The sequence below is a fragment of the Candidatus Omnitrophota bacterium genome, from assembly GCA_030688425.1.
Lineage (GTDB): Bacteria > Omnitrophota > Gorgyraeia > Zapsychrales > JANLHA01 > JAUYIB01.
In genome coordinates, this window is the sequence record JAUYIB010000021.1 from 121,239 (window position 1) to 140,273 (window position 19,035).

The window sequence follows — 19,035 nt, forward strand, 5'->3', positions numbered from 1 at the left end:
TCAAAGAATATAGAGCATCAGGTAGATCACGACGCCGGTGATGGAGACATACAGCCATACCGGGGTAAACCATCGTGTGATGCGGACGTGGGCTTTGAAATTCCCGTGGAAGGCGTGCCACAGGGCGGCCACGCTCATGGGCGGGACCAGGACGGCGAGTACGGTGTGGGTGAGGAGGATTATGTAGTAAATCGGCCGGAGAATTCCCTGGCCCTGGTAGCGTGTCACGCCCGGGAACAGGACATGATAGGTCACGTAGGATCCCAGAAAGAGGATTGAGCATGCGAAGGCCAGCAGCATCCATGTCCGATGGACGTCCTTCTTTCCCTGCCGGATGGCGAGCCAACCCATGACCAGGCTAACGGCGGCAAGGCCGTTCAGGCACGCGTTCAGGCTTGGCAAAAAGATTTGTGTCATGCCCCCTTTTCCCTGGCGAGTGCGGCGATGGCTTTGAAAAGGTCCCGGACTTTTTCAGAATCCGTCCCGTCAAAATAACCCCGGATCCTTCCCTGCCTGTCCACCAGCACAAAATACCCGCTGTGCATGACAGGGTCATTGGCGGAATTGAGCTTGAAATTGTTTTGGACCAGCCCCTCGATGGACTCCCTCCCCCCGGTCAAAAAATGCCATTTTCGCGTGTCCGCTTTGTATTTTTTGGCATATGCGGCCAGTTGTTCCGGCGTGTCCTGCTCGGGATTCACGGAGATGGAAACAAACTCGACGTCCGGCGATAATTCATACGAGCGGTACAGCGAGGCCATGTTCTTGGTCATGACCGGGCAGATCGAGCCGCAGGTCGTGAAAATGAAATCGACGACCCAAACTTTCCCCTTCAGTTCAGGGGTCCCAAAGGGGCGGTTGGTCGTGTCGGTCAAGCGGAATTCCTCCACAACTCCGATCTCGGGCAGAGGAACGCTTTTGCTTTCGATGAGGTAGAAATAAACGGTTATCAATGCGGCGGTCGCGGTTAACAGCAGCAACCCCGCGGTGATTGTCCGTTGGTTTGTCTTCATGGCTTAGAGGATGACGTGGTCTACGACGATGAGGATCAGGATAAGCTGAATGTAAATGACGGACGCCTTCAACAGTTCTCGGGCGTCCGGGATGGATTTGGTGTAAGACAACCGGAATCCTTTGAGCAGCATGAACGTCCCCATGCCAAACGCCCCGGCCCAGTAGATCCCGCCGGAGATCCCGAGCCAGACCGGGAGGAATGAAATCGGGATCAACACCGCGGCAAACACGTTGATCTGGGCGAAGGTGGATGCCCCGTCAGGATGAACGACCGGGAGCATTTTGAAGCCGGCCTGCCGGTAATCGTCCCGGCACATCCAGGCGATGGAATAAAAATGGGGATGCTGCCAGACAAACATGATCGCGAACAGGGCCCAGGCGCCGGCGGAGAGATCACCGGTGGCTGCGGCCCAGCCCCCCATCGGGGGCAAAGCCCCGGGGATCGCGCCGACCGTTGTGTTCAGCCAGCTGATCCTTTTCATGGGCGTATAGACCAGGACATAAAGGAACGCGGTCAGCAGGGCCAGGAACGCGGTGAGGAGATTGATCGACAGGGTCAAAACGATCACTCCCGTGAGGATGAGCAGAATGCCGAACAGCATCGCGTTTTGAGGGGCAATTCGTCCCTGGGGGATCGGACGGTTCTGTGTCCTTTCCATCAGGGCATCGGCGTCCCTTTCAAGATAGTGGTTCAGCGCGGCGGATCCGGCGCAGACGAGCGTAACGCCGGCAAGCAATATCATCATGTGCCAGACATTCGAAACCCCTCCCCCACCCAAAAAGTACCCCAGGGTCGTTGTCACAAGGACCAGCCCCAGGATACGGGGTTTGGTGAGTTCGCAGTAATCCGCTATTAACGATTGCTGTTTCATATGGCCGATGGATGGAACAGAACGGTTTGGAATCGGGGTATTGTGACCGGGGCCGCCCGGAGAACTAAAAGTACGGAAAGAGCGAGCGTTGCGGCGCCTGTCACCACATGCAAACTGGTCATGGTCGGGGCCTTTTGCGTCCACACAGTCAGGATTCCCAGCGAGATCTGGAGCAGGACAAGACCGTCGATCGCGAGGATCGTTTTTGCGATCCGGGGAGCAACGTTCTGGCGGAGGAACGTTGTCAGGTTGATCCAGATCAAAAACCCGGCCAGGATCCCGGCCATCAGGCGGTGCAGGAAATGGATCCCGACCTGATGAAGGGTCACAGATTCGTAATTGTTCATGAATCGCCAGTCATTGATCCAGGCGAGCATGGAAGAATCAAAGGGCGGGAACCAGCGGTCGCCCATTTTCGGAAAATCGGGGATGGCCAGGCCCGAGGCGGTATGGCGCATCACCGCGCCGAGGATCAGTTGAAGGTAAATGAGCGCGGTGAAAATTATAAACAGGCGGAATACGCGGGGGTCGGCTTCGTCGCCGGGTTCCCTCGAGGTCCGTTCCCGGGATTCCCCGTACGCCAGGATCACGGTGAGGATTAAAAAGGTTTGCGCCAGGACCGCGTGGCTGACGGAGACAGGCGTCGGCAGGAAGAACTTGACGGTGATCCCTCCGAGTATCCCCTGCAGGATGACGGCCCCCAGCGTCCAGAACCCCAGTTTCCTGAGCCAGGATTGCGGTTCCAGATATTGGAGCAATATCGCCAGGCAGAGCGTCAGAAAGCCGACGACTGTGGCAACCATCCGGTGCCCGTGTTCGTAAAATACCCCTCCCACCATGGGCGGAAACAGCATGCCGTAGGATAGCGGCCAGTCCGGGACCGACAACCCGGCGCTGTGGCTGGTGACCTCTCCGCCGACAAAAATCAAGAAAAGAGTCGCGAAACAAACGATCTTGGTGAAGCAGCCTAAGAATGAATTGTGGGGATTTTTATCAAGGGGTTGGGCCATGGCGGCCTCCGGAGAGTTTAATGAGCACATGACTTACAGAGCCGTAGGCGAACGTAAGTCGCCGTGCGAATTAATTCCAAAAATCGTCTTCGCCGCCGGACTCACCGTCGGAGCCCGATGCAGCGGCCTGCTCTTGAAGCCATTTGTCGTAATCGGCCTGGCTGTGGACGGTGATGAATCCGCGCATGGAGTAGTGTCCGACGCCGCAGAGCTGGGCGCAGGCGATCTCCCATTTTCCGGTCTTTGTCGGCGTGAACCAGAGCGGGATATCGAGCCCGGGAATGGCGTCCTGCTTGACCCGCATGACCGGGATGCTGAAGCTGTGGACCACATCCTTGCTGGACAACCGGATGACGACAGGCCGGCCGATCGGCACGTGCATCTGGTTGATGGTCACGATGTCATCTTTAGAATACGGGTCTTTGGGGTCCAGCCCCAGAGGGTTGGACTGCTTGTCGAAATATTTGACGTTCATTTTGCCAAAAATTCCGTCGGCACCGGGATAATGGATATTCCAGGCGAATTGCTCGGCGACCACGCGGATTTCAATCTTGTCCGGCCGGTTGGGAAACGCGTTTACCTGCCGGACCCAGAACGGGATGGAGAACGCGAGCAGGAGGACCCCTTCGATCACGGCGACAGCGACTTCAATGGACGTCGGCACGTGGCTGTGCAGACCCTTGTAATCGGCTTTGGGGTTGCGGGCCTTTCGGAACCGGTAAATCACAAAAATGAAATACGCGGCCCAACCGAAGAACAGGCCGAACATGAGCAGGTGGATCAGATAAATCAGGAGATCGATCTCATGGCCGTGCGCCGAGGCGTTGATTGGCAGGAAGAAAAGTTTTCGAAAATCCATAATTTTATTTGGGTTCCGGGGATTGTCCCCGTTTGTGCATTTGATAAAAAAAGTTTCCCAGGCAGGCAAAGACAAAAAGTAAAATCGCCAGGAGGACCAGTATCCCCCATTTTATCGCCTGGATGACCGGCGAATCGGCCGCGCCGAAACAAACACTGCATCCATAAATCTGATTTGGCCAGAACGCGGTGCTAAGCATGAGGTTGCCTATCCTTCCATGCCCCGGACTTACTATTGGTAATCCTTCAGTTTTTTAAGGAACAGGGCCCCGTAAATGATCAGGACAGCCGCGAAGGCGAACGACCCCATGGCGGTGGCAAAATAGCTGCCATCCTTCGACGCCTGGTGCATGTTCAAGGCCCAAAAACCGAAAAAGACCGTCAGCAGGGTCGAACAGGTGATAAAAATGATATGGAATTGTTTAATGGACAATTTGGGTCCCCGTGATAACGTTGTGCGATTCGGTCAGCGGCAGGAAAACCAGGGCCAGGAAAAAGATGACCGTAAAAATCAGGACGATATAAATGATGGCGCGTTCGGAAATCAGGTGCATGAAAAAGCACGCCACCAGGGCCGCCTTGATGGAAGCGATCACCAGCGCGAGGATCACGGCGCCCAGCAGGTTCAAATGAAGGTAGCTGACCCCCACTGTCACCAGCGTCAGGAACAACAGTGCCCCGAAGACGGTCAGGTAGACCTTGACTTCTTTCTTGATCTCGTGTGGATTGCTGTCGCTGTGCACGTCCGACCTCCCTGCGTTGCTCACAAAAGGTAGAGAACCGGAAAAAGGAAAATCCAGACCAGGTCCACGAAATGCCAGTAAAGCCCGGCGATTTCGATCCGGTTCGTAAACCGTGCCGGGTCCGATTCCCACATCTTCCGTCCAGGCCCCCAGAAGTAACTGTTGACGATGATCCCTCCCAGCACGTGCAGTCCGTGCAGGCCGGTCAGGGTGAAGTAGATCGCCATGAATGTGTTGTGACTGGGCGGATAATGGTGATGAGCCCCGCGGTTGCCCAGCTCAAAAAGCGAAAGAATGACCGTAAGGAAAATGAACAGCCCACAGCCCAGGAAAATGCGTCCGGGGATACTCGCCGGATTCCGCAGGGATGATCGGACGATGCCGAAAACGGCCCATGCCGCTGCGGCCCCGCCGATGATCTTGGCCGCGATCCCCCACCCCGCGATCGTCTTGAGCAATGAAGCGAAGACAATTTTGAAAAGGGTCGGGAAGGTATGTTCATAGTGGATCTCAAACTTGGCGCCGTATTCATACGACTTGACCAGCAAAAACGTCAGTGCCAGCAGGATCGTAAGCCCCATGAACACCCGGTACTGTCCCGGGTTCTTGAGTTTCAGCGAAGCCCAGGACATGACCATGGTCATACTGGAGGTGATCAGGACGACCGTGTTGAAGGTCCCTATCGGAACGTTGAGGATGGATGACCCGTGCGGCCAGTGCGGCGCGCCCATGCGCAGGATGATGTAAGTGGAGAACAAGGCGCCGAACAGCATGATTTCTGAGGCCAGGAACAGCCAGATGCCCATCTTGGCGTTGTATAGCCCGGTGTCATGCCGGGTCTCCACGGTATATGGAATCGCGGTGTCAGACATGGCCTTAGATTTTTTCCTGGTGTTGAGGGGTGAAATCCGCGGCGGCGCCGGGGACGCTGTATTCATAAGGCCCGCGGAAAACATCCGGGACTTTCTCAAAATTTCCGTGAGGCGGGGGCGACGGGGCCGCCCACTCCAGGGTCGTCGCTTCCCAGGGGTTGTCAGACGTTTTGGCCCCTTTGAACATGCTCCAGAGGATATTGATGATGAACGGGACTTGGGCGATCGCCAGGCCCCAGGCCGCCCAGGACATCACGACGTTCAGCTGCAGAACGCCCTTGCTGAATTCATACGTTGCCCCGCCGTCGTAAAGCCGCCGGGACACGCCGGCCAGGCCCTGGATGAACATGGGCATAAAAATAACGTTCATCGCCACCAGAGACGGCCAGAAATGGAGATGGCCCAACCCTTCATTCATCCCGCGGCCCGTGACTTTTGGAAACCAGTAATAAATGCCCGCGAAGAGGGCAAAAATCGTTCCCGGAGCGACCACGTAATGGAAATGGCCAATGACGTAATACGTGTCGTGTAAATAAATGTCCGCCGTGGACAACCCCAGGGGAAGCCCGGTGAGGCCCCCAATCCCGAACATCGGCAGGAACGCCAGGGCGAAGAGCATCGGAATGTTGAAACGGATCGAACCTCCCCAGAGCGTGATGAACAGGGCCGCCAGGATGATGACCGACGGGATGGAAATAATCATGGTGGTGGCCTGGAAAAAGGCGCTGATCGCCGTGCCCATTCCGGTCAGATACATGTGGTGCGCCCACACGATCATGGACATGAAGCCCAGGAAGAGCACGGAATAAACCATGGCCTTGTAGCCGCCGATGGGTTTGCGCGTGTTGTTGGCGATGACCTCGGTGACGATCCCCATGGCCGGCAGAATGAGCACATAAACTTCCGGGTGGGCCAGGAACCAGAACAGGTGCTGCCAGAGAAGAACGCTTCCCCCTCCGCTCGCCTGTACCGGCTGGCCGCTGACCATGAGGCCGCTCGGCGTGAAAAAGCTTGTCCCGACCATGCGGTCCATGAGTTGCAGTATCCCGGCCGCTTCCAGCGGCGGAAACGCCAGCAGAAGCAAAAATGAGGTCACCAGCTGGGCCCAGACGAAAAACGGCAGGCGCATGAAGGTCAGCCCCTTTGCCCTCAATTGGAAAATGGTCGTGATGAAGTTAACGGCGCCCAGCAATGACGATGTAATAAGGAAAACCATCCCGATCAGCCACATGTTTTGTCCCCAGTAGCCGGTGTTGGCGCTCGGGACGCTGGCCAAGGGCGCGTAAGAGGTCCATCCGGAATTCGCCGCCCCTCCGGGAACGAAAAAGCTCACCAGCATGATCACTCCGCCGGCAAAAAACGCCCAGTAGCTCGCCATGTTGAGCCGCGGGAACGCCATGTCCGGCGCCCCGATCTGGAGAGGCACGATGTAATTCCCGAAAGCCCCGACGGCCAACGGCACGATCCCCAGAAAGACCATGATGGTCCCGTGCATGGCGCCGAGCTGGTTATAAAATTCCGGAAGCATACGTCCGTCCGGCATCCGGTCCGGGCCGAACCATTTGCCGATCAGGGGCAGAGGTTCTCCGGGATAGGCCAGTTGCCAGCGCATGAGCATAATTAAGGAAAAGCCGAACAGCAGGAAGCACAGCGCGGTGATGCCGTACTGCAGGCCGATGACCTTGTGGTCAGTCGAAAAGATGTACTTTCGCCAAAAGGGTAATTCGTGGGAGTCGTGTTGAGAATGGTTCATGGGGATCTTCGCTTGGAAACGCCTGGCCTATTCCTTGGTTGCCGGTTTGCTGAAGGTGAAATCCAGGGTTTTGGTTTCATCCGCCGTGACAGTCACGGAGGTTTTCTGAGCCCCCAGTTTTTCATGCCAGGCTTCGATTTCATAGGTGCCGGCTGGCAAGTTCGCAATCGTGAATGTCCCTTCCTTCGGAGTGACCGAGAAAAACGGGTGCGGCATGACGGCGATCCAGGCTCCCATCCACGGGTGGACGTCACATTTGATGGGGAACATGAATTCCGGCTTGGTAAAGACCTTGATCATTTCCGTCCGGTATTTGGGCATGGCGGTGTTGAATTCTTCGTTTTCCTTGCTTAAGGCATGAACGTTGTGCAGTGTGCCATCCGGGTTGAGGATTTTCACCGGTTGGCCGACCATGACGCCTATGACATGCGGGGAATATTGGCAGCCCTTCTGGGTGATGACAATTTCTTCTGCGGGAGCTGGAAAATTTTGAGAAGCCAGGCCGCTTTTGACATGCACAAAAACGTTTCCCATCGTGTTTCCGTCACCCAGGACAAGCGTTTCCGGGTAAACTTCCGCGGCATGATGGGTCAGGCACACCGGATCCGCGTCCATTTTGAGCGCCTTAAATTTCGGGACGGTCCCGTCATATTTAACGGTCCCGGTCAGAGTGGCGGCCCAGGAAGATCCGGTCAGGAAAGCTGCGGACATGATGATCCCCGGGAGTGTGATAAAATATTTCTTCATGGCCATCCTCCTTAAATTCTTATGTTGACTGGAATAGTGCTTAAAACAGGAATAATGTAAACTACTACACCGCATTTTATTTGTCAAGCACGTATTTGGCAATCTGGCGGGAAGATTCGAATAAAAAAGCGGAGCGGCTGTTTGCCGCCCCGCGATATGGTTGTTTTAAATGGACAGGAACCGTTATCTATTCGATAACACGGTATCGGGGACCAGGGTCATCATGGTACGGCCGGTTGCCCATGGCCGCGGCCCTGCGGACCAGGTCTACAAAATCGGCCCGGTATCCCCAGGGGTCTTTGCCCAAGGCCTCGCCGGCCCGGCGGATGACGTCCTCGTACGACGCCTCCCCCTGGTAACGGGAGTTCCGGAGCAGCAGCCCGAATTCCGCCACGGCCGACGCAAACCGGAAATTTTCCGACAGGGACGGGCGGCCCCATCCACCGCGCTGCAGGGTATGGACGAGCAGGCGGCTCATGTCACCGTCCGGTTCTTTATACCGCAGCTTGACGGTCATAACGTCGTCGCTGTTGGTCACGGTGGATTTTTGGTATTTTAGCGGATCCACATCCCCGTACCCTTCATCATAGGCCCCAGATGGAACAACCTCATAAAGCGCGGTGACCGTGTGCCCGGCGCCCAATTCCCCGGCGTCCTTCCGGTCGTTGTTGAAGTCTTCCCGGGACAACCGGCGGGTTTCATAACCGATCAGCCGGTAGGCCTTGACCTGGCGTGGATTGAATTCAATCTGAATTTTCACGTCCTTGGCGATGGTGAACAATGTCGAACCGAGTTCTTTGCCCAGGACTTTTCTCCCTTCTTCCATGGAATCGAGGTAGTAATAGTTCCCGTTCCCGGCGTCGGCCAGTTTTTCCATTTTGGAATCCTTGTAATTTCCGGTGCCGAATCCCAGGACGGTCAGGAAAATCCCCTGATCACGCTTTTCGGAGACCAGATGGACGAGTTCGGAATCCGTTGTGATCCCGACGTTAAAATCCCCGTCGGTCGCCAGGATGACGCGGTTGTTGCCGTTGCGGATGAAATTCTCCCGGGCGATGCGGTAGGCGAGATGGATCCCCTCACCCCCGGCCGTAGACCCGCCGGCTTCCAGCCGGTCGATCGCGCGCAGGATGGTTTCCTTGTCATACCCCGGGGTTGAATCCAGGGCCAGCCCGGCCGATCCTGAGTAGGTGACGATCGCGATCCGCTCCTGCGGGCGCAATTGTTCGACAAAGAGCCGGAAGGCGGATTTCAGGAGCGGCAGTTTGTTGCTGTTTGCCATGGACCCGGAGACATCGATGAGGAACACGAGATTGCTGGGCGGCATTTCCCGCTCGGCAAGTTCTTTGCCCTGCAGCCCGATCAGGACCAGGTCATGCCCGCGGTTCCAGGGGCAGGGCCCGATCTCGGTGCTGACGGAGAACGGTTCGTTCCCCCGGGGCTGGGGATAATCATAGATGAAGTAGTTGATCATTTCTTCGACCCGGACCGCGTCCGCCGGTGGCATTTGTCCGTTCTGGATAAAGCGGCGGACGTTGCTGTAGGAAGCCGTGTCCACGTCGATCGAGAACGTCGACAGGGCATTTTCGTAAACGCTCTGGAATTCATTCTCGATGATCTGTTCATATTCTTCAGCGTTTCTCGGCTGAACAATGATCGGTTGCGGTTCAACGGGCCGGGGATATGGATAAATGACGCTTTTCATGGGATAGTTCTCATCCCGTTCCTCAAGGCCGGAGATCCGTCTGTCCTTTCCATAGGCACCGCCATCATAATCCGATTTCTGAAATCCTTCGTTGCTGCGTTTCCTCTCGGACATGCCGGCCCGCAGTGCCAGTTCCTGTCTTCCTGTCGCGTCCCGGAAAGCGGGGGCGCTCACGGCAGAGGATTCCTTGACCGTTTTGTAATCCGTCTCCAGGTAGTAGGGCTCGTATTGGCGGGTTGTTCCCATCGAGCGCGAGGCCATCAGCCCGGGAGAATATTGGTCGCTGATGTCATCCGCAGCGGATTTCAGCCGTCCCTGCATAGGGGCCTTGGTCAGGTTGGAAACTTTATCCGCAATGGTCTCTTTCTTGTTCCCACTTTTGTATTCAAACATTTTGGCTTTTTCTGCGTCTGCCAATTGATCTTCACGCTCAGGTCCGGCAGGCAAGGCCGCCGGTTTTGATGGGGCGGTTTCTGCGGCTTTTTCGGACAGATACCGGCTATCATCCCGGGCCCTGCCCTGGATGCTGCGTTGTTGGTAATTTTGGACCGTGAAGACAACCAAAACAGCCACCAGAATCGTGCTCAATACGCCAAGTGATAAGGGGGTTGATCTTTCCATGTTCGCTCTCTCCTTCCCGATCGCGGATCGGATTTTATGTTCAAGATCTGGAGAGAGGGATTCATTCGGCCAGGTTTTCAGCGAGGAGGAGATTTTCTTCAATTCCGCAAGATAGTTGCGGCATTCGGCGCAGTCGCGCAGGTGGGCTTCGGCCCGGGCGGTTTCACCGGCGGAGGCCTCACCATCGAGTGTGGCGGAGATCAGGATTTTCCATTCGATATGATCGTTCATGCGTTTTCCTCCGTGAGGAAAGACGTCAGTTCCCGGCGCAGGCGTTCCCGGCCGCGGAAGATCAAAATTTTTACATTTTCGAGCGAACAGCCGAGGACCTGGCTGATTTCGTCATAACTCATGCCGTGATACTCGCGGAGAATCAGCGCTTCCTTCTGGCTGTCCGGCAGCTTTTCAATGGCCTTGCGGATCTGTTCCCCGGTTTCCTGGTCGGCCAGCCGCATGGAAACAGACGGCTGTTTGTCGGGGACAGGGATTTCATCGTATTCCCCGTTTTGACCCTGGAACCACAGGGAAAAAACGTTTTTGTGTTTGCGGATTTTGCTGATGCAGGCGTTCCGGGTGACGGTGTAGAGCCAGGTGGAAAACTTGGCTTTGGGCTGGTAGGCGTCCCTTCGGACAATGAGAACGCCGAAGACATCGGCTGTCACGTCTTCGGCGTCTGCCCGGTTTCCCAGAATGCGCAAGGCGAAATTCAAGATGGGCTCTTTGTAGCGTTCGTAGAGCATTTCCAGGGCCTTTGGATTACCCTGCTGGTAATCCGCTATCAACTCTTCGTCACGTTGTTCCATGATCCTCGCTGCTGGCTTTATCCCTCTCCGTTTGTTTAAACGCCCGGGAGATCGAAAGGTTACAGGAATTTTCTGCGTTCATGCCGGCGGTTAGCGGTATTTATCGTATTTAAGCCCGATATGGTGGAGGAACCCCTTGAAGTGTTCCGGCACGGGAAAGCCGCGGAATTCCGTCCCGCAGCGGTAACAGACGACCATGTTGGGGATGCGTTTCCGCAGCAGGAAATCCAGAAGGGCGAAAACTGGCAGGCTGATCCCGTAGGTCCATGGGACAAGAACAACGGCGAAGAGCATGATCAGGCACCCCAGAATCTGGTTGAAATCCTTGTCCCGGTAAAACTGGCGGCATTCGCAGACAGGACAGCGTTCAAAGATTTTTTTGACGGAAGCCACTCTCCCCCACGCCGCGCCGCAGGATGGACAGGAGGCGCCTTGCCCTTCGGATGAGATTTCCAGCCGGCCGTAGGCTTTACACTGCGGACATGTTCTTGCGATGGTTTTCATGTGTTCATCCCCGGCTAAAGGGCGATGCTGAATTTGAGCAGGTAATATTTATACGCCATTTCGCCGATCAGCACGGCGGTCAGGATGACATACAAGATTCCTGTGGCGGACTGTGTGGATTTGGCTTTGAGGGTGCCGTGGACGAAAAAGACCGTGGCCAGGGGGAACAGGGTTCCGAAGAAAACGGCCAAAATTAAAAGAAACCCGTCCATGGTCAGGACAAATTGATGCAGCGGGATCACCGTTCCCTGGTGGACCACTTTGGCGGAAGACATCACTGCAATGTCCCAGATCAGCCGGATGGCGGTTAAAACCCAAAGGACGTTGACCGCCCGCGTGAGGTGATCCAGGGGAAGCCCGTGGACATTCAGATACCAGTGCCCCAGGTTCATGGCGTAAAGCGAGGCGCAAAAAATCGCGGCACCGAGGCCCCAGGCGAACGTCAGATGGAGCCCGGGATCGGCCAGCTCGGTTTGTATTTCCGGAAATCCGGCCAGTCCGATCAGGCAGGGCGCGGTGATCAGCCATGGGTTGGGGTATTCGCGGTTCCAGAAGTAGGCGCAGAGACCGGCGAGGACGATAAACCAGACAATAAGGTGAGCCTTGATGTCAAACGGCGCAGGGCCGGTCATCTGGGAAACAGTTAGCACGCCCAGGACAAATACGGGCATGCCGAGATGAAAGCGATGGAAATTTTTTTTGAGAGGGTCGCGGTGACTGATCCAGAAACAGAGCGGATAGATCGCGGCAACGAGAAAACTGACCAGTATGGGGATGGCGGTCAACATGGGAAAAGGATTTGACCGGAGGGTTTCTAAGGAGCCGTGGTTTCGGTCTCGGACTCCTGTGCCGGCGATCCGGCGGCCGGAGGATTATCGTCTGCCGGAGCTTCGGCCGGCTTGGGCGGTTCGGCTTTGGCCGGCGCGGGCTTGGGCTGCGGATGGTCGGAGATGTTGTATAAGTAATCGCGCAGGGCCTTGATTTGAAGATTTTCGTCTCCTCCAAGAATATCTTCCGGCCCGGACTGGTCAAAGCTGGAAGGGTCAAAATAGGTCGGCATTTTTGTCCCCGGCAGGAATTTTTGCGGATTTTTCAGCCACTCCAGGAGCCACTCCGGTTTGAGCCGTGTTTTGGCCAGGGCAAAGTCCGGCGCCCAGCTGTCCGGCGACCCTGCCGGGAGCGAATCGCCGACGATGTGGCATTGGGCGCAGCCGAAATAATCCTTGGAAAACAGTTTTTCGGCGGCGGCAAGTTCTTCGGGGGTCGGCGCCGGCAGTTTGGCGTCCGAGAACGGAAATTCCTGGTCATCCAGGGCGTTGAAATATTTGAGGACCGCGTTCAGGTGCGCCACGTTGATATCGTAGGTCGGCATCCGGACCTTCAGCCATGGCCGGATCGGCGTGGGCTGGTGGAGGAAATGAAAGAGCCAGCCGGCCTGGACTTTGGCGCCTTCTCCGGCCAGATTCGGCGGGCCGAAACTGGTGATCAGGGCCTTGGCCTCGTTTTCACTGCGGTTATCATATTGGACCAGCCAGTCGGCGACGCTGGACTGGATTGCTCCCCCCTCGCCTTCGATCATATGGCAGCCCTGGCAGTTCAATTGCCGGACGATTTTTTGTCCTTCTTCGATGGCTATGTTGTCCGGCGTGCGCGGCTTATTTTTGTTGGGTTCCGGTTTTTCCTTGACGAATCCCAGCAGAGCGGTGGTGAGCGCTTCGACTTCCTCATCCTTGAAATGATACTGGGGCATGCGGAGTTCTTCGTCCGCGGATTTGATTTTGTCTTTGTCAAAGGCCCTGGGGTCCTTCATTTTCTGTGTAAACCAGGCTTCTTTGGTATGCGGAATTTTGGCAAAGCCAAAATCGAGCCGGTCGGCGGACTTGCTCCCCTCTTCCGTGAGCTCGGTCCCGATGGGCTTATAGTTTTCAAAACCTTTGATGTTATGGCAGGAGTAGCAGCCGTACTGGGCGATCAGCTTTTGCCCGGCCCAAAGGAGTTTGTCATCTGTTGTCATTTTGGCCACCTGGTCCTTGGCCTGGCGTACGGACGAGGTTTTTAGGAGGAATTCCTGGACGATTGTATCCAAAACTTGGGTGTCGATCCCGGAAATTGGGTTTTTATTCAGATCCGCTGTTTTGTCCTGGGCCAGAAACGCGGCCGCATGTGCGGCTTCTTCATCCGTCAAGCGCAGGTCCGGCATTTTGGTTTCCGGGTGATAGCGGTAAGGATTTTTCAGCCAGTTATAAAGCCAGGTTTTGGAGGTCTTGCTGCCCAGCCCGATCAGGTTCGGCCCCTGTTCCCGGTGCAGAGACTGGCGGGTGGCGGGTTTGTCGCTTTTTTCTTTTTCGATTTGGTGGCATCCGAAACAGCCGACCGACGAGACGATCTCTTCGCCTTTGGCCGGGTCGCCCCAGAGCGGCGGCTGGGCCTGCTCGAAATCCCCGCTGTTGGCGAAAAGGTAATGGACAATGGCGTGGACCTCCTGTCCGCTGCGGGCCTGCGAATCGGCATCGCTGTTGTTGGACAGGCCGAAAAATGACGGCATCCAGGTGTTGTGGCGGATGGATTTGGGATCCAATATCCAGCGGTGTGTCCACTCTTTGGACGATTTGGAGGCGATCTTTGTCAGATCAGGCCCTGGTTTAGGCCAGTCTTTGTACTTGTCGATGGCGTGGCAGGAATAACAGCCGGCTTTTTCGATCAGGTTCAGCCCCAGGTTGAGCTTTTCAGCGCCCTTGATGACCGTCTGCCCGGAGTGGCATTTGAAGCACCCGGCTTCCACGTATTGTTTTTGAAGCATCGGGTTTTCCCAGTGATGGATCTTGTGCCAATGGTATTTTTTCTCCCATTCTTCGGCCTGGGCTTCCGAGGACGGCGTGTGGGCGGCGGAAACAAAGTCGGTCCCCCGTCCGCGCCCGCCATGGCAGGTCGTGCAGCCGAAATCTTCCATCGGGTGGGCTGAATCTTTCCCTAAATAGAGCTCCAGGTTGGGGTGCGCGGTAAACGGCTGGGGCGCGTTTTTATAATCGGGGTTGGCTATGCCCAAGTGGCAGGTGACGCAACGGTCCACCCGGTTGGCCTGCTTGAAACCGAGGTCGTCCTTGATATCCTTGAGCACGATCTGCTCGATTTTGTAGTTGGGGTTGGCGAAGTCGATGACAGGCAGGTCACGGATGATGTCCGCGATCTGATTGGTAAGCGACCGTTCATTGGGATCGATTTTCCTGAGTTTGGTCTGGATGATATTAAGCTGGGCGGTCAGCGCCCTTTGCTGGCGTTCGAGGTCTTTGACCTGATGGCCGCAGCCGTCGATAACGGAGCGTTTTTCAGCGAGGTTCTGGTTAAGGCCTTCCAGGTCAAGCTTGAGTTGGGCGGCGGTGGCGCTGAGTTTCCCGTATTCGGCCTGGAGGTTTTCCGCGCCGGGGGAGGACGCGTGACGGGCTTCCTCATACTTGTATTTGGCCGTGTCCAGGCCGGCCTTGGTGAATTGATAACTCTGGGTGAGGACCGCCTGTTTGGCAGTCAGAGAAGCAACGTCCTTTTTGACATCCTTGAGGTCGGAGCATTGCTGGGCGTACTGGGCCTTGGCGTCCTCCAGCTTTTTGGCCAATTCCTGGTACTCGGGCTGCGCCGCGAGTTTGTTCGACTCCGCATCGAATTTGACGCGGGTTTTCTCGATCTCCAGGGCGCGGAATTCCCGCTGATAATTTTTCCAATCCCGGGAATAGTCGTCCGCAAACATCGATACCAGACATAACAAGAGCGCCACGCTGACCAGCGCGAAAATGACGTTGAGTTTTTCGGTGTTGTAATATCGTTCCTGGGGTTCTTTCACGGGGACACCTTAGATGTTGAAGAAAAACTCCGGGATCGCGATGAGGTATTTGATATTGAACGCCCAGCGCAAAAACATTTTGATCGGGAGTCCGGCGGACATGAGCAAGAGCACCGTGAAAATGGTGTATTTCACGGGCCCCAGCCGATCGTAGATTGTTTTGAAAAAGGTCTTGGCGAGAAGCGCCGGCAGGACCAGAAAATATCCGCCCAGCAGGAGAAACCCTCCCGCTTCCCTGAGCAGGATGTTGTCCGGAAGCCCCCGGTTGAGGAGCTTCATATAAATCAGTTCCGAGAGGTTGATGTTGGTCAGGGCCTCGAGTTTGTGGATGTCCCAGTATTCGAAAGGCCCAAAAAAGTTCCAGTTGGGGCCGCGCAGGAACGTCCCGGTGGTGATCAGAAAGATCCAGAGCAGCAGCCAGTAAAACAGGAAGATGGAAATGGCCATTTTCCGGCCGTGGAAACAGTAGTATCCTCCCCCCCGCTTGTTGTCATCGATGAACGGGATGCACATGAATCCGATCATGATGACCGTCGGGAAAAGGACCCCGGCGATCCAGGGGTCAAAATACACCAGCATTTCCTGGAGCCCCAGGAAGTACCAGGGCGCTTTTGACGGGTTCGGGGAAACGGTCGGATTGGCCGGTTCTTCGAGAGGGGCTTTCAAAACGATGGACCAGACGATCAACAGCGCGGAGCAGATGATCAGCGCGATGAATTCGATGTAGACCAGGTCCGGCCAGACCAGGATCTTCTCTTTGGCGTCCGTCGCCTCGTTCGGCTCTTTCCCCTGAGCGATCCGTGCGTCGTTGTCTTCCGCCTGTTTCATGGTGAACCACAGGAAGAACACCACCAGAAAAAGGAGCCCGACGATCGGAACGTTGTCGGGCTTGGTCACGATCTTGAGGAAATTGGGGTCGGTCAGCCCGAAGCCGAACAGCAGAAACAGAACGGAAAAGATGGCGACGGCGCCGCCTTTGGTCCAGAGCTTGTAGATGCGCAGGCGGCGGTTGATTTTATAAAGACCTTCGGTCGGCGGGAAAACAAAAAAGAAAATCAGCACCAGGAACGGGAAAATGATCTTGGGCTCGATGATGTGATTGATGAATAATTTGATATTTTCCATGAAAGGTGTCCCGGATTATGTCGGCCCCGAAATGCCCCCGTCCTTCCGCACCCGCCAGAAGTGAACGATCATAAAGATCATGATGATGAACGGCAGGCCGATGCAGTGCAGGACGTAAAAGCGCAACAGGGTCCCTTCCCCCACGAATCTTCCCCCCAGCATCGCAAACCGGGCGTCGCTGGCGGCGTGGACAAAATTGACGTCTCCGATGGCCAGGAGCGACGCTCCCGGCCCGGCGTTGCCCAGAAACGGCGTGGCCCCGGCCATGTTGGACCCGACCGTGATGGCCCAGATGGCCAGCTGGTCCCACGGGAGGAGATATCCGGTGAAGCTCATCAGCATGGTCAGAACGAGCAAAACGACGCCCACGCACCAGTTGAATTCGCGCGGCGGCTTGTAAGACCCCGTCATGAACACGCGGAACATGTGCAGCCAGACCGTGATGACCATCAGGTGCGCGCCCCAGCGGTGGATCTCACGCATGATGCCCAGCGGGACCTGCTCCTTCATGTCCACGATGTCGCCGTAGGCGTATTCCACGGTCGGCCGGTAGTAAAACATCAGGAGGATCCCCGTGACCGTCAGGACCAGGAAAACAAAGAACGATAATCCGCCCATGCACCAGGTATATTTGACCTTGACCGCGTGTTTGGGCAGGCGCACGGGATGCAGGTGCAGAAAGACGCTGTTGAGCACTACCATCATGCGCTGGCGCCGGGTGCGGGGAATGCCTGTCCGGAAAATGGCCCTCCAGATACGGTTTTCCTCCAGTTTGTCCCAAAAACCTTTTTGTGCGGCCGGTTCGGTCATAACAAGAACTCCCTTATACCGTAATATACGATTCGGGATTGCTCCATTCGCCTTTTTCCTGCTGGAATTTTTGGGTCTTGTCCACCAGGATTTCCCCGTTTTCGGTTAATGTGATCTTGAACCGCTCCAGCGGGCGCGGAGCCGGGCCTTCGAAGTTGATCCCGGTTTTATAAAACCCGCTGCCGTGGCACGGGCACTTGAATTTGTCCTCATTGCCCATCCAGTTCGGCGTGCAGCCGAGATGCGTGCAGACCGTCGAGAGGGCGTAAATTTTTTCCGTGTCCCGGACGATCCAGACGCCGTGCGCGTCCTTCCAGCGCTCGGAAACATCGCCGATGGCATAATCATCCGGAAATCCCGCCAGGAAGCTTTGTTTCGGTTCAAAGAGTACGTTGGGGAACAGATACCGCATGATCATGGAGCCGTACCCGCCCACAACGGCGGCAAAGGCCGCCCAGCCGACAGCCAGCCACGTGATGAATGTGCGCCTGTCCATATTTTCAGGATTGGCCGCAGGATCTGTGATCTTCTTGTCTTCCATGATTCAAGTAGTGGGAATGACCGCTATTTTTTTTGAATAACCTTCATGGCCGCCGTGCGGACCGCCATGTTCGGGTCGTTCTGCGAAATCCATGTTATTTTTTGGATGAGTTCCGGATTGTCCAGCCGGGAGGCCGCGTCAAGGGCCGTGAGGATCAGGTGGTTTTGTTCGTAAGGATCAACTTCCGGGAATTTGGACAGATATTCCCGGTTCAATAATTGGAACAAAACCCCTTCTCCTGCACTGTCTCCCATGCGGGCCAGGGAAATAGCTGACCCCCATTGTACATTGGGTTCCGGGTCATTCAAAGATTTTTTTAAAAAAGTTTTTGAGCTGTCCGCCCCGATGTTCCCCAAAGCCGCGACGGTCAGGGAGCGGACCCGGCTGTCGGGATGGTCCAGGAACGGATAGAGCGGCGCCGAGCCCCTCTCGTCTTTCAGCGTGCCGATCGCGTAGATCAGGGCGTCCAGGGTCGCTTCCTTCTCATCCTTCAGCCCATTGGCGAGGGGTTTCAGATAGGCCGGATCGCCGGTCCTCCCCATGGCCAGGGCCAGGTACCGGCGGACTTTGTCGTCATCGGCGCGCGAATTTTGGAACGCACTGATCATCTCGTTCTGGAAGCGCTCCTCCTGGGGGATGAGTTGAGGATTGGCAAGGACCCTGGAAAGTTCGAAGGCCGCCTGCCAGCGCTTGGTGAGGCCGCCGGTCTTCACGTCGTTGAGAAAATCGTAGGCGGTTTGGTTTTCCCGGGTCAGGAGCCGCACGCCGGCGAACAGCAAAACACAGAACACCGCGATCAGGAACGGGATCACAAAGAAAGAATGCAGGATGACTTTTAAAAATGGTTTTTCCGTCTCGGGGGTTGGGTCGGTCATCGTGGGGCCCTTTGGGATTTATTCAAATTCATGCGAGAATCCGGAGGATTTGGACGCGGCCTCCTCGCGGGTCGGGGTTTCCAGCGCGTGATCCAGCAGGGCCATGACGCGGCCTTCCGTGTTGACTTCAAGAGCGCCCGCGTCAACCGCGAAGTGGTGTTCTTTGCCGTCAGGGGTCCGCACGGTCATTGCGCCCCGGGTCACGACAGTGACCAGCGGCGCGTGTCCGGCCAGGATCCCGATCATCCCCTCGGCCGCCGGCGCGGCCAGGGATTCTGCAGGACCTTCAAACAGGCGGCCCGCGGGGGTGATGATGGATAGTGGATAGGTTGCAGCGGCCATGGCGG

Annotated in this window: 19 protein-coding genes and 2 pseudogenes; all 21 read right to left on the reverse strand. The window is 56.2% G+C overall.

All coding sequences use genetic code 11. The annotated features are described in order from the left end of the window. Positions 1-417 carry a DUF420 domain-containing protein gene (locus Q8Q08_09205; GenBank protein ID MDP2654195.1) on the reverse strand — a complete coding sequence of 139 codons (417 nt, stop codon included), beginning with the start codon at positions 415-417 and terminating at the stop codon, positions 1-3. Beyond that, entirely contained in the window at positions 414-1,013 is a 600-nt protein-coding gene (locus Q8Q08_09210) for an SCO family protein (GenBank protein ID MDP2654196.1), read from the reverse strand. The genes Q8Q08_09205 and Q8Q08_09210 overlap by 4 nt, the downstream gene beginning before the upstream one ends. A 3-nt stretch (positions 1,014-1,016) precedes the next feature. After that, the gene (gene cyoE / locus Q8Q08_09215) at positions 1,017-1,886 is read right to left on the reverse strand and encodes a heme o synthase (GenBank protein ID MDP2654197.1); all 870 of its coding nucleotides are present in this window, start codon (positions 1,884-1,886) and stop codon (positions 1,017-1,019) included. After that, positions 1,883-2,896 (reverse strand): COX15/CtaA family protein, encoded by a 1,014-nt coding sequence (locus Q8Q08_09220; protein MDP2654198.1) that lies wholly within the window; start codon positions 2,894-2,896, stop codon positions 1,883-1,885. Before Q8Q08_09220 ends, cyoE begins: the two co-directional genes overlap by 4 nt. Before the next feature lie 70 nt (positions 2,897-2,966). After that, a complete protein-coding gene (locus tag Q8Q08_09225; protein MDP2654199.1) occupies positions 2,967-3,755 on the reverse strand; it encodes a cytochrome c oxidase subunit II in 789 nt (262 codons plus the stop codon). Between the two features lie 231 nt (positions 3,756-3,986). Further along, positions 3,987-4,187 carry a hypothetical protein gene (locus Q8Q08_09230; GenBank protein MDP2654200.1) on the reverse strand — a complete coding sequence of 67 codons (201 nt, stop codon included), beginning with the start codon at positions 4,185-4,187 and terminating at the stop codon, positions 3,987-3,989. After that, a complete protein-coding gene (locus Q8Q08_09235) occupies positions 4,177-4,497 on the reverse strand; it encodes a cytochrome C oxidase subunit IV family protein (GenBank protein MDP2654201.1) in 321 nt (106 codons plus the stop codon). The genes Q8Q08_09230 and Q8Q08_09235 overlap by 11 nt, the downstream gene beginning before the upstream one ends. A gap of 20 nt (positions 4,498-4,517) precedes the next feature. After that, complete coding sequence (locus Q8Q08_09240) at positions 4,518-5,369, reverse strand: cytochrome c oxidase subunit 3 (protein MDP2654202.1); 852 nt, start codon at positions 5,367-5,369, stop codon at positions 4,518-4,520. A 4-nt stretch (positions 5,370-5,373) separates the two neighbouring features. Further along, positions 5,374-7,122 (reverse strand): cbb3-type cytochrome c oxidase subunit I, encoded by a 1,749-nt coding sequence (locus tag Q8Q08_09245; GenBank protein MDP2654203.1) that lies wholly within the window; start codon positions 7,120-7,122, stop codon positions 5,374-5,376. Positions 7,123-7,149: 27 nt separating this feature from the next. Next, complete coding sequence (locus tag Q8Q08_09250) at positions 7,150-7,869, reverse strand: carboxypeptidase regulatory-like domain-containing protein (protein MDP2654204.1); 720 nt, start codon at positions 7,867-7,869, stop codon at positions 7,150-7,152. Positions 7,870-8,056: 187 nt separating this feature from the next. Further along, a pseudogene (locus Q8Q08_09255) lies at positions 8,057-9,508 on the reverse strand (VWA domain-containing protein). Between the two features lie 816 nt (positions 9,509-10,324). Then, positions 10,325-10,426: pseudogene (locus tag Q8Q08_09260) on the reverse strand (zf-HC2 domain-containing protein). Then, complete coding sequence (locus Q8Q08_09265) at positions 10,423-10,998, reverse strand: sigma-70 family RNA polymerase sigma factor (GenBank protein MDP2654205.1); 576 nt, start codon at positions 10,996-10,998, stop codon at positions 10,423-10,425. The pseudogene Q8Q08_09260 and the gene Q8Q08_09265 overlap by 4 nt, the downstream one beginning before the upstream one ends. A 90-nt stretch (positions 10,999-11,088) precedes the next feature. Next, positions 11,089-11,502, reverse strand: coding sequence for a hypothetical protein (locus tag Q8Q08_09270; protein ID MDP2654206.1), 414 nt, complete (start codon positions 11,500-11,502; stop codon positions 11,089-11,091). A gap of 14 nt (positions 11,503-11,516) precedes the next feature. After that, positions 11,517-12,290: a hypothetical protein gene (locus tag Q8Q08_09275; protein ID MDP2654207.1), complete on the reverse strand. Its 774-nt coding sequence runs from the start codon at positions 12,288-12,290 to the stop codon at positions 11,517-11,519. Positions 12,291-12,316: 26 nt separating this feature from the next. After that, on the reverse strand, positions 12,317-15,337 hold the full coding sequence (locus tag Q8Q08_09280; protein MDP2654208.1) for a c-type cytochrome: 3,021 nt from the start codon (positions 15,335-15,337) through the stop codon (positions 12,317-12,319). A gap of 9 nt (positions 15,338-15,346) precedes the next feature. Beyond that, complete coding sequence (locus Q8Q08_09285; protein ID MDP2654209.1) at positions 15,347-16,462, reverse strand: cytochrome C; 1,116 nt, start codon at positions 16,460-16,462, stop codon at positions 15,347-15,349. A gap of 15 nt (positions 16,463-16,477) precedes the next feature. Beyond that, a complete protein-coding gene (locus Q8Q08_09290; protein MDP2654210.1) occupies positions 16,478-17,272 on the reverse strand; it encodes a cytochrome b N-terminal domain-containing protein in 795 nt (264 codons plus the stop codon). A 13-nt stretch (positions 17,273-17,285) separates the two neighbouring features. After that, the gene (locus Q8Q08_09295) at positions 17,286-17,813 is read right to left on the reverse strand and encodes a ubiquinol-cytochrome c reductase iron-sulfur subunit (GenBank protein MDP2654211.1); all 528 of its coding nucleotides are present in this window, start codon (positions 17,811-17,813) and stop codon (positions 17,286-17,288) included. 23 nt (positions 17,814-17,836) lie between these two features. Next, a complete protein-coding gene (locus Q8Q08_09300) occupies positions 17,837-18,688 on the reverse strand; it encodes a HEAT repeat domain-containing protein (GenBank protein ID MDP2654212.1) in 852 nt (283 codons plus the stop codon). An 18-nt stretch (positions 18,689-18,706) separates the two neighbouring features. Further along, a complete protein-coding gene (locus Q8Q08_09305; GenBank protein MDP2654213.1) occupies positions 18,707-19,030 on the reverse strand; it encodes a hypothetical protein in 324 nt (107 codons plus the stop codon). Between the last annotated feature and the right edge of the window lie 5 nt (positions 19,031-19,035).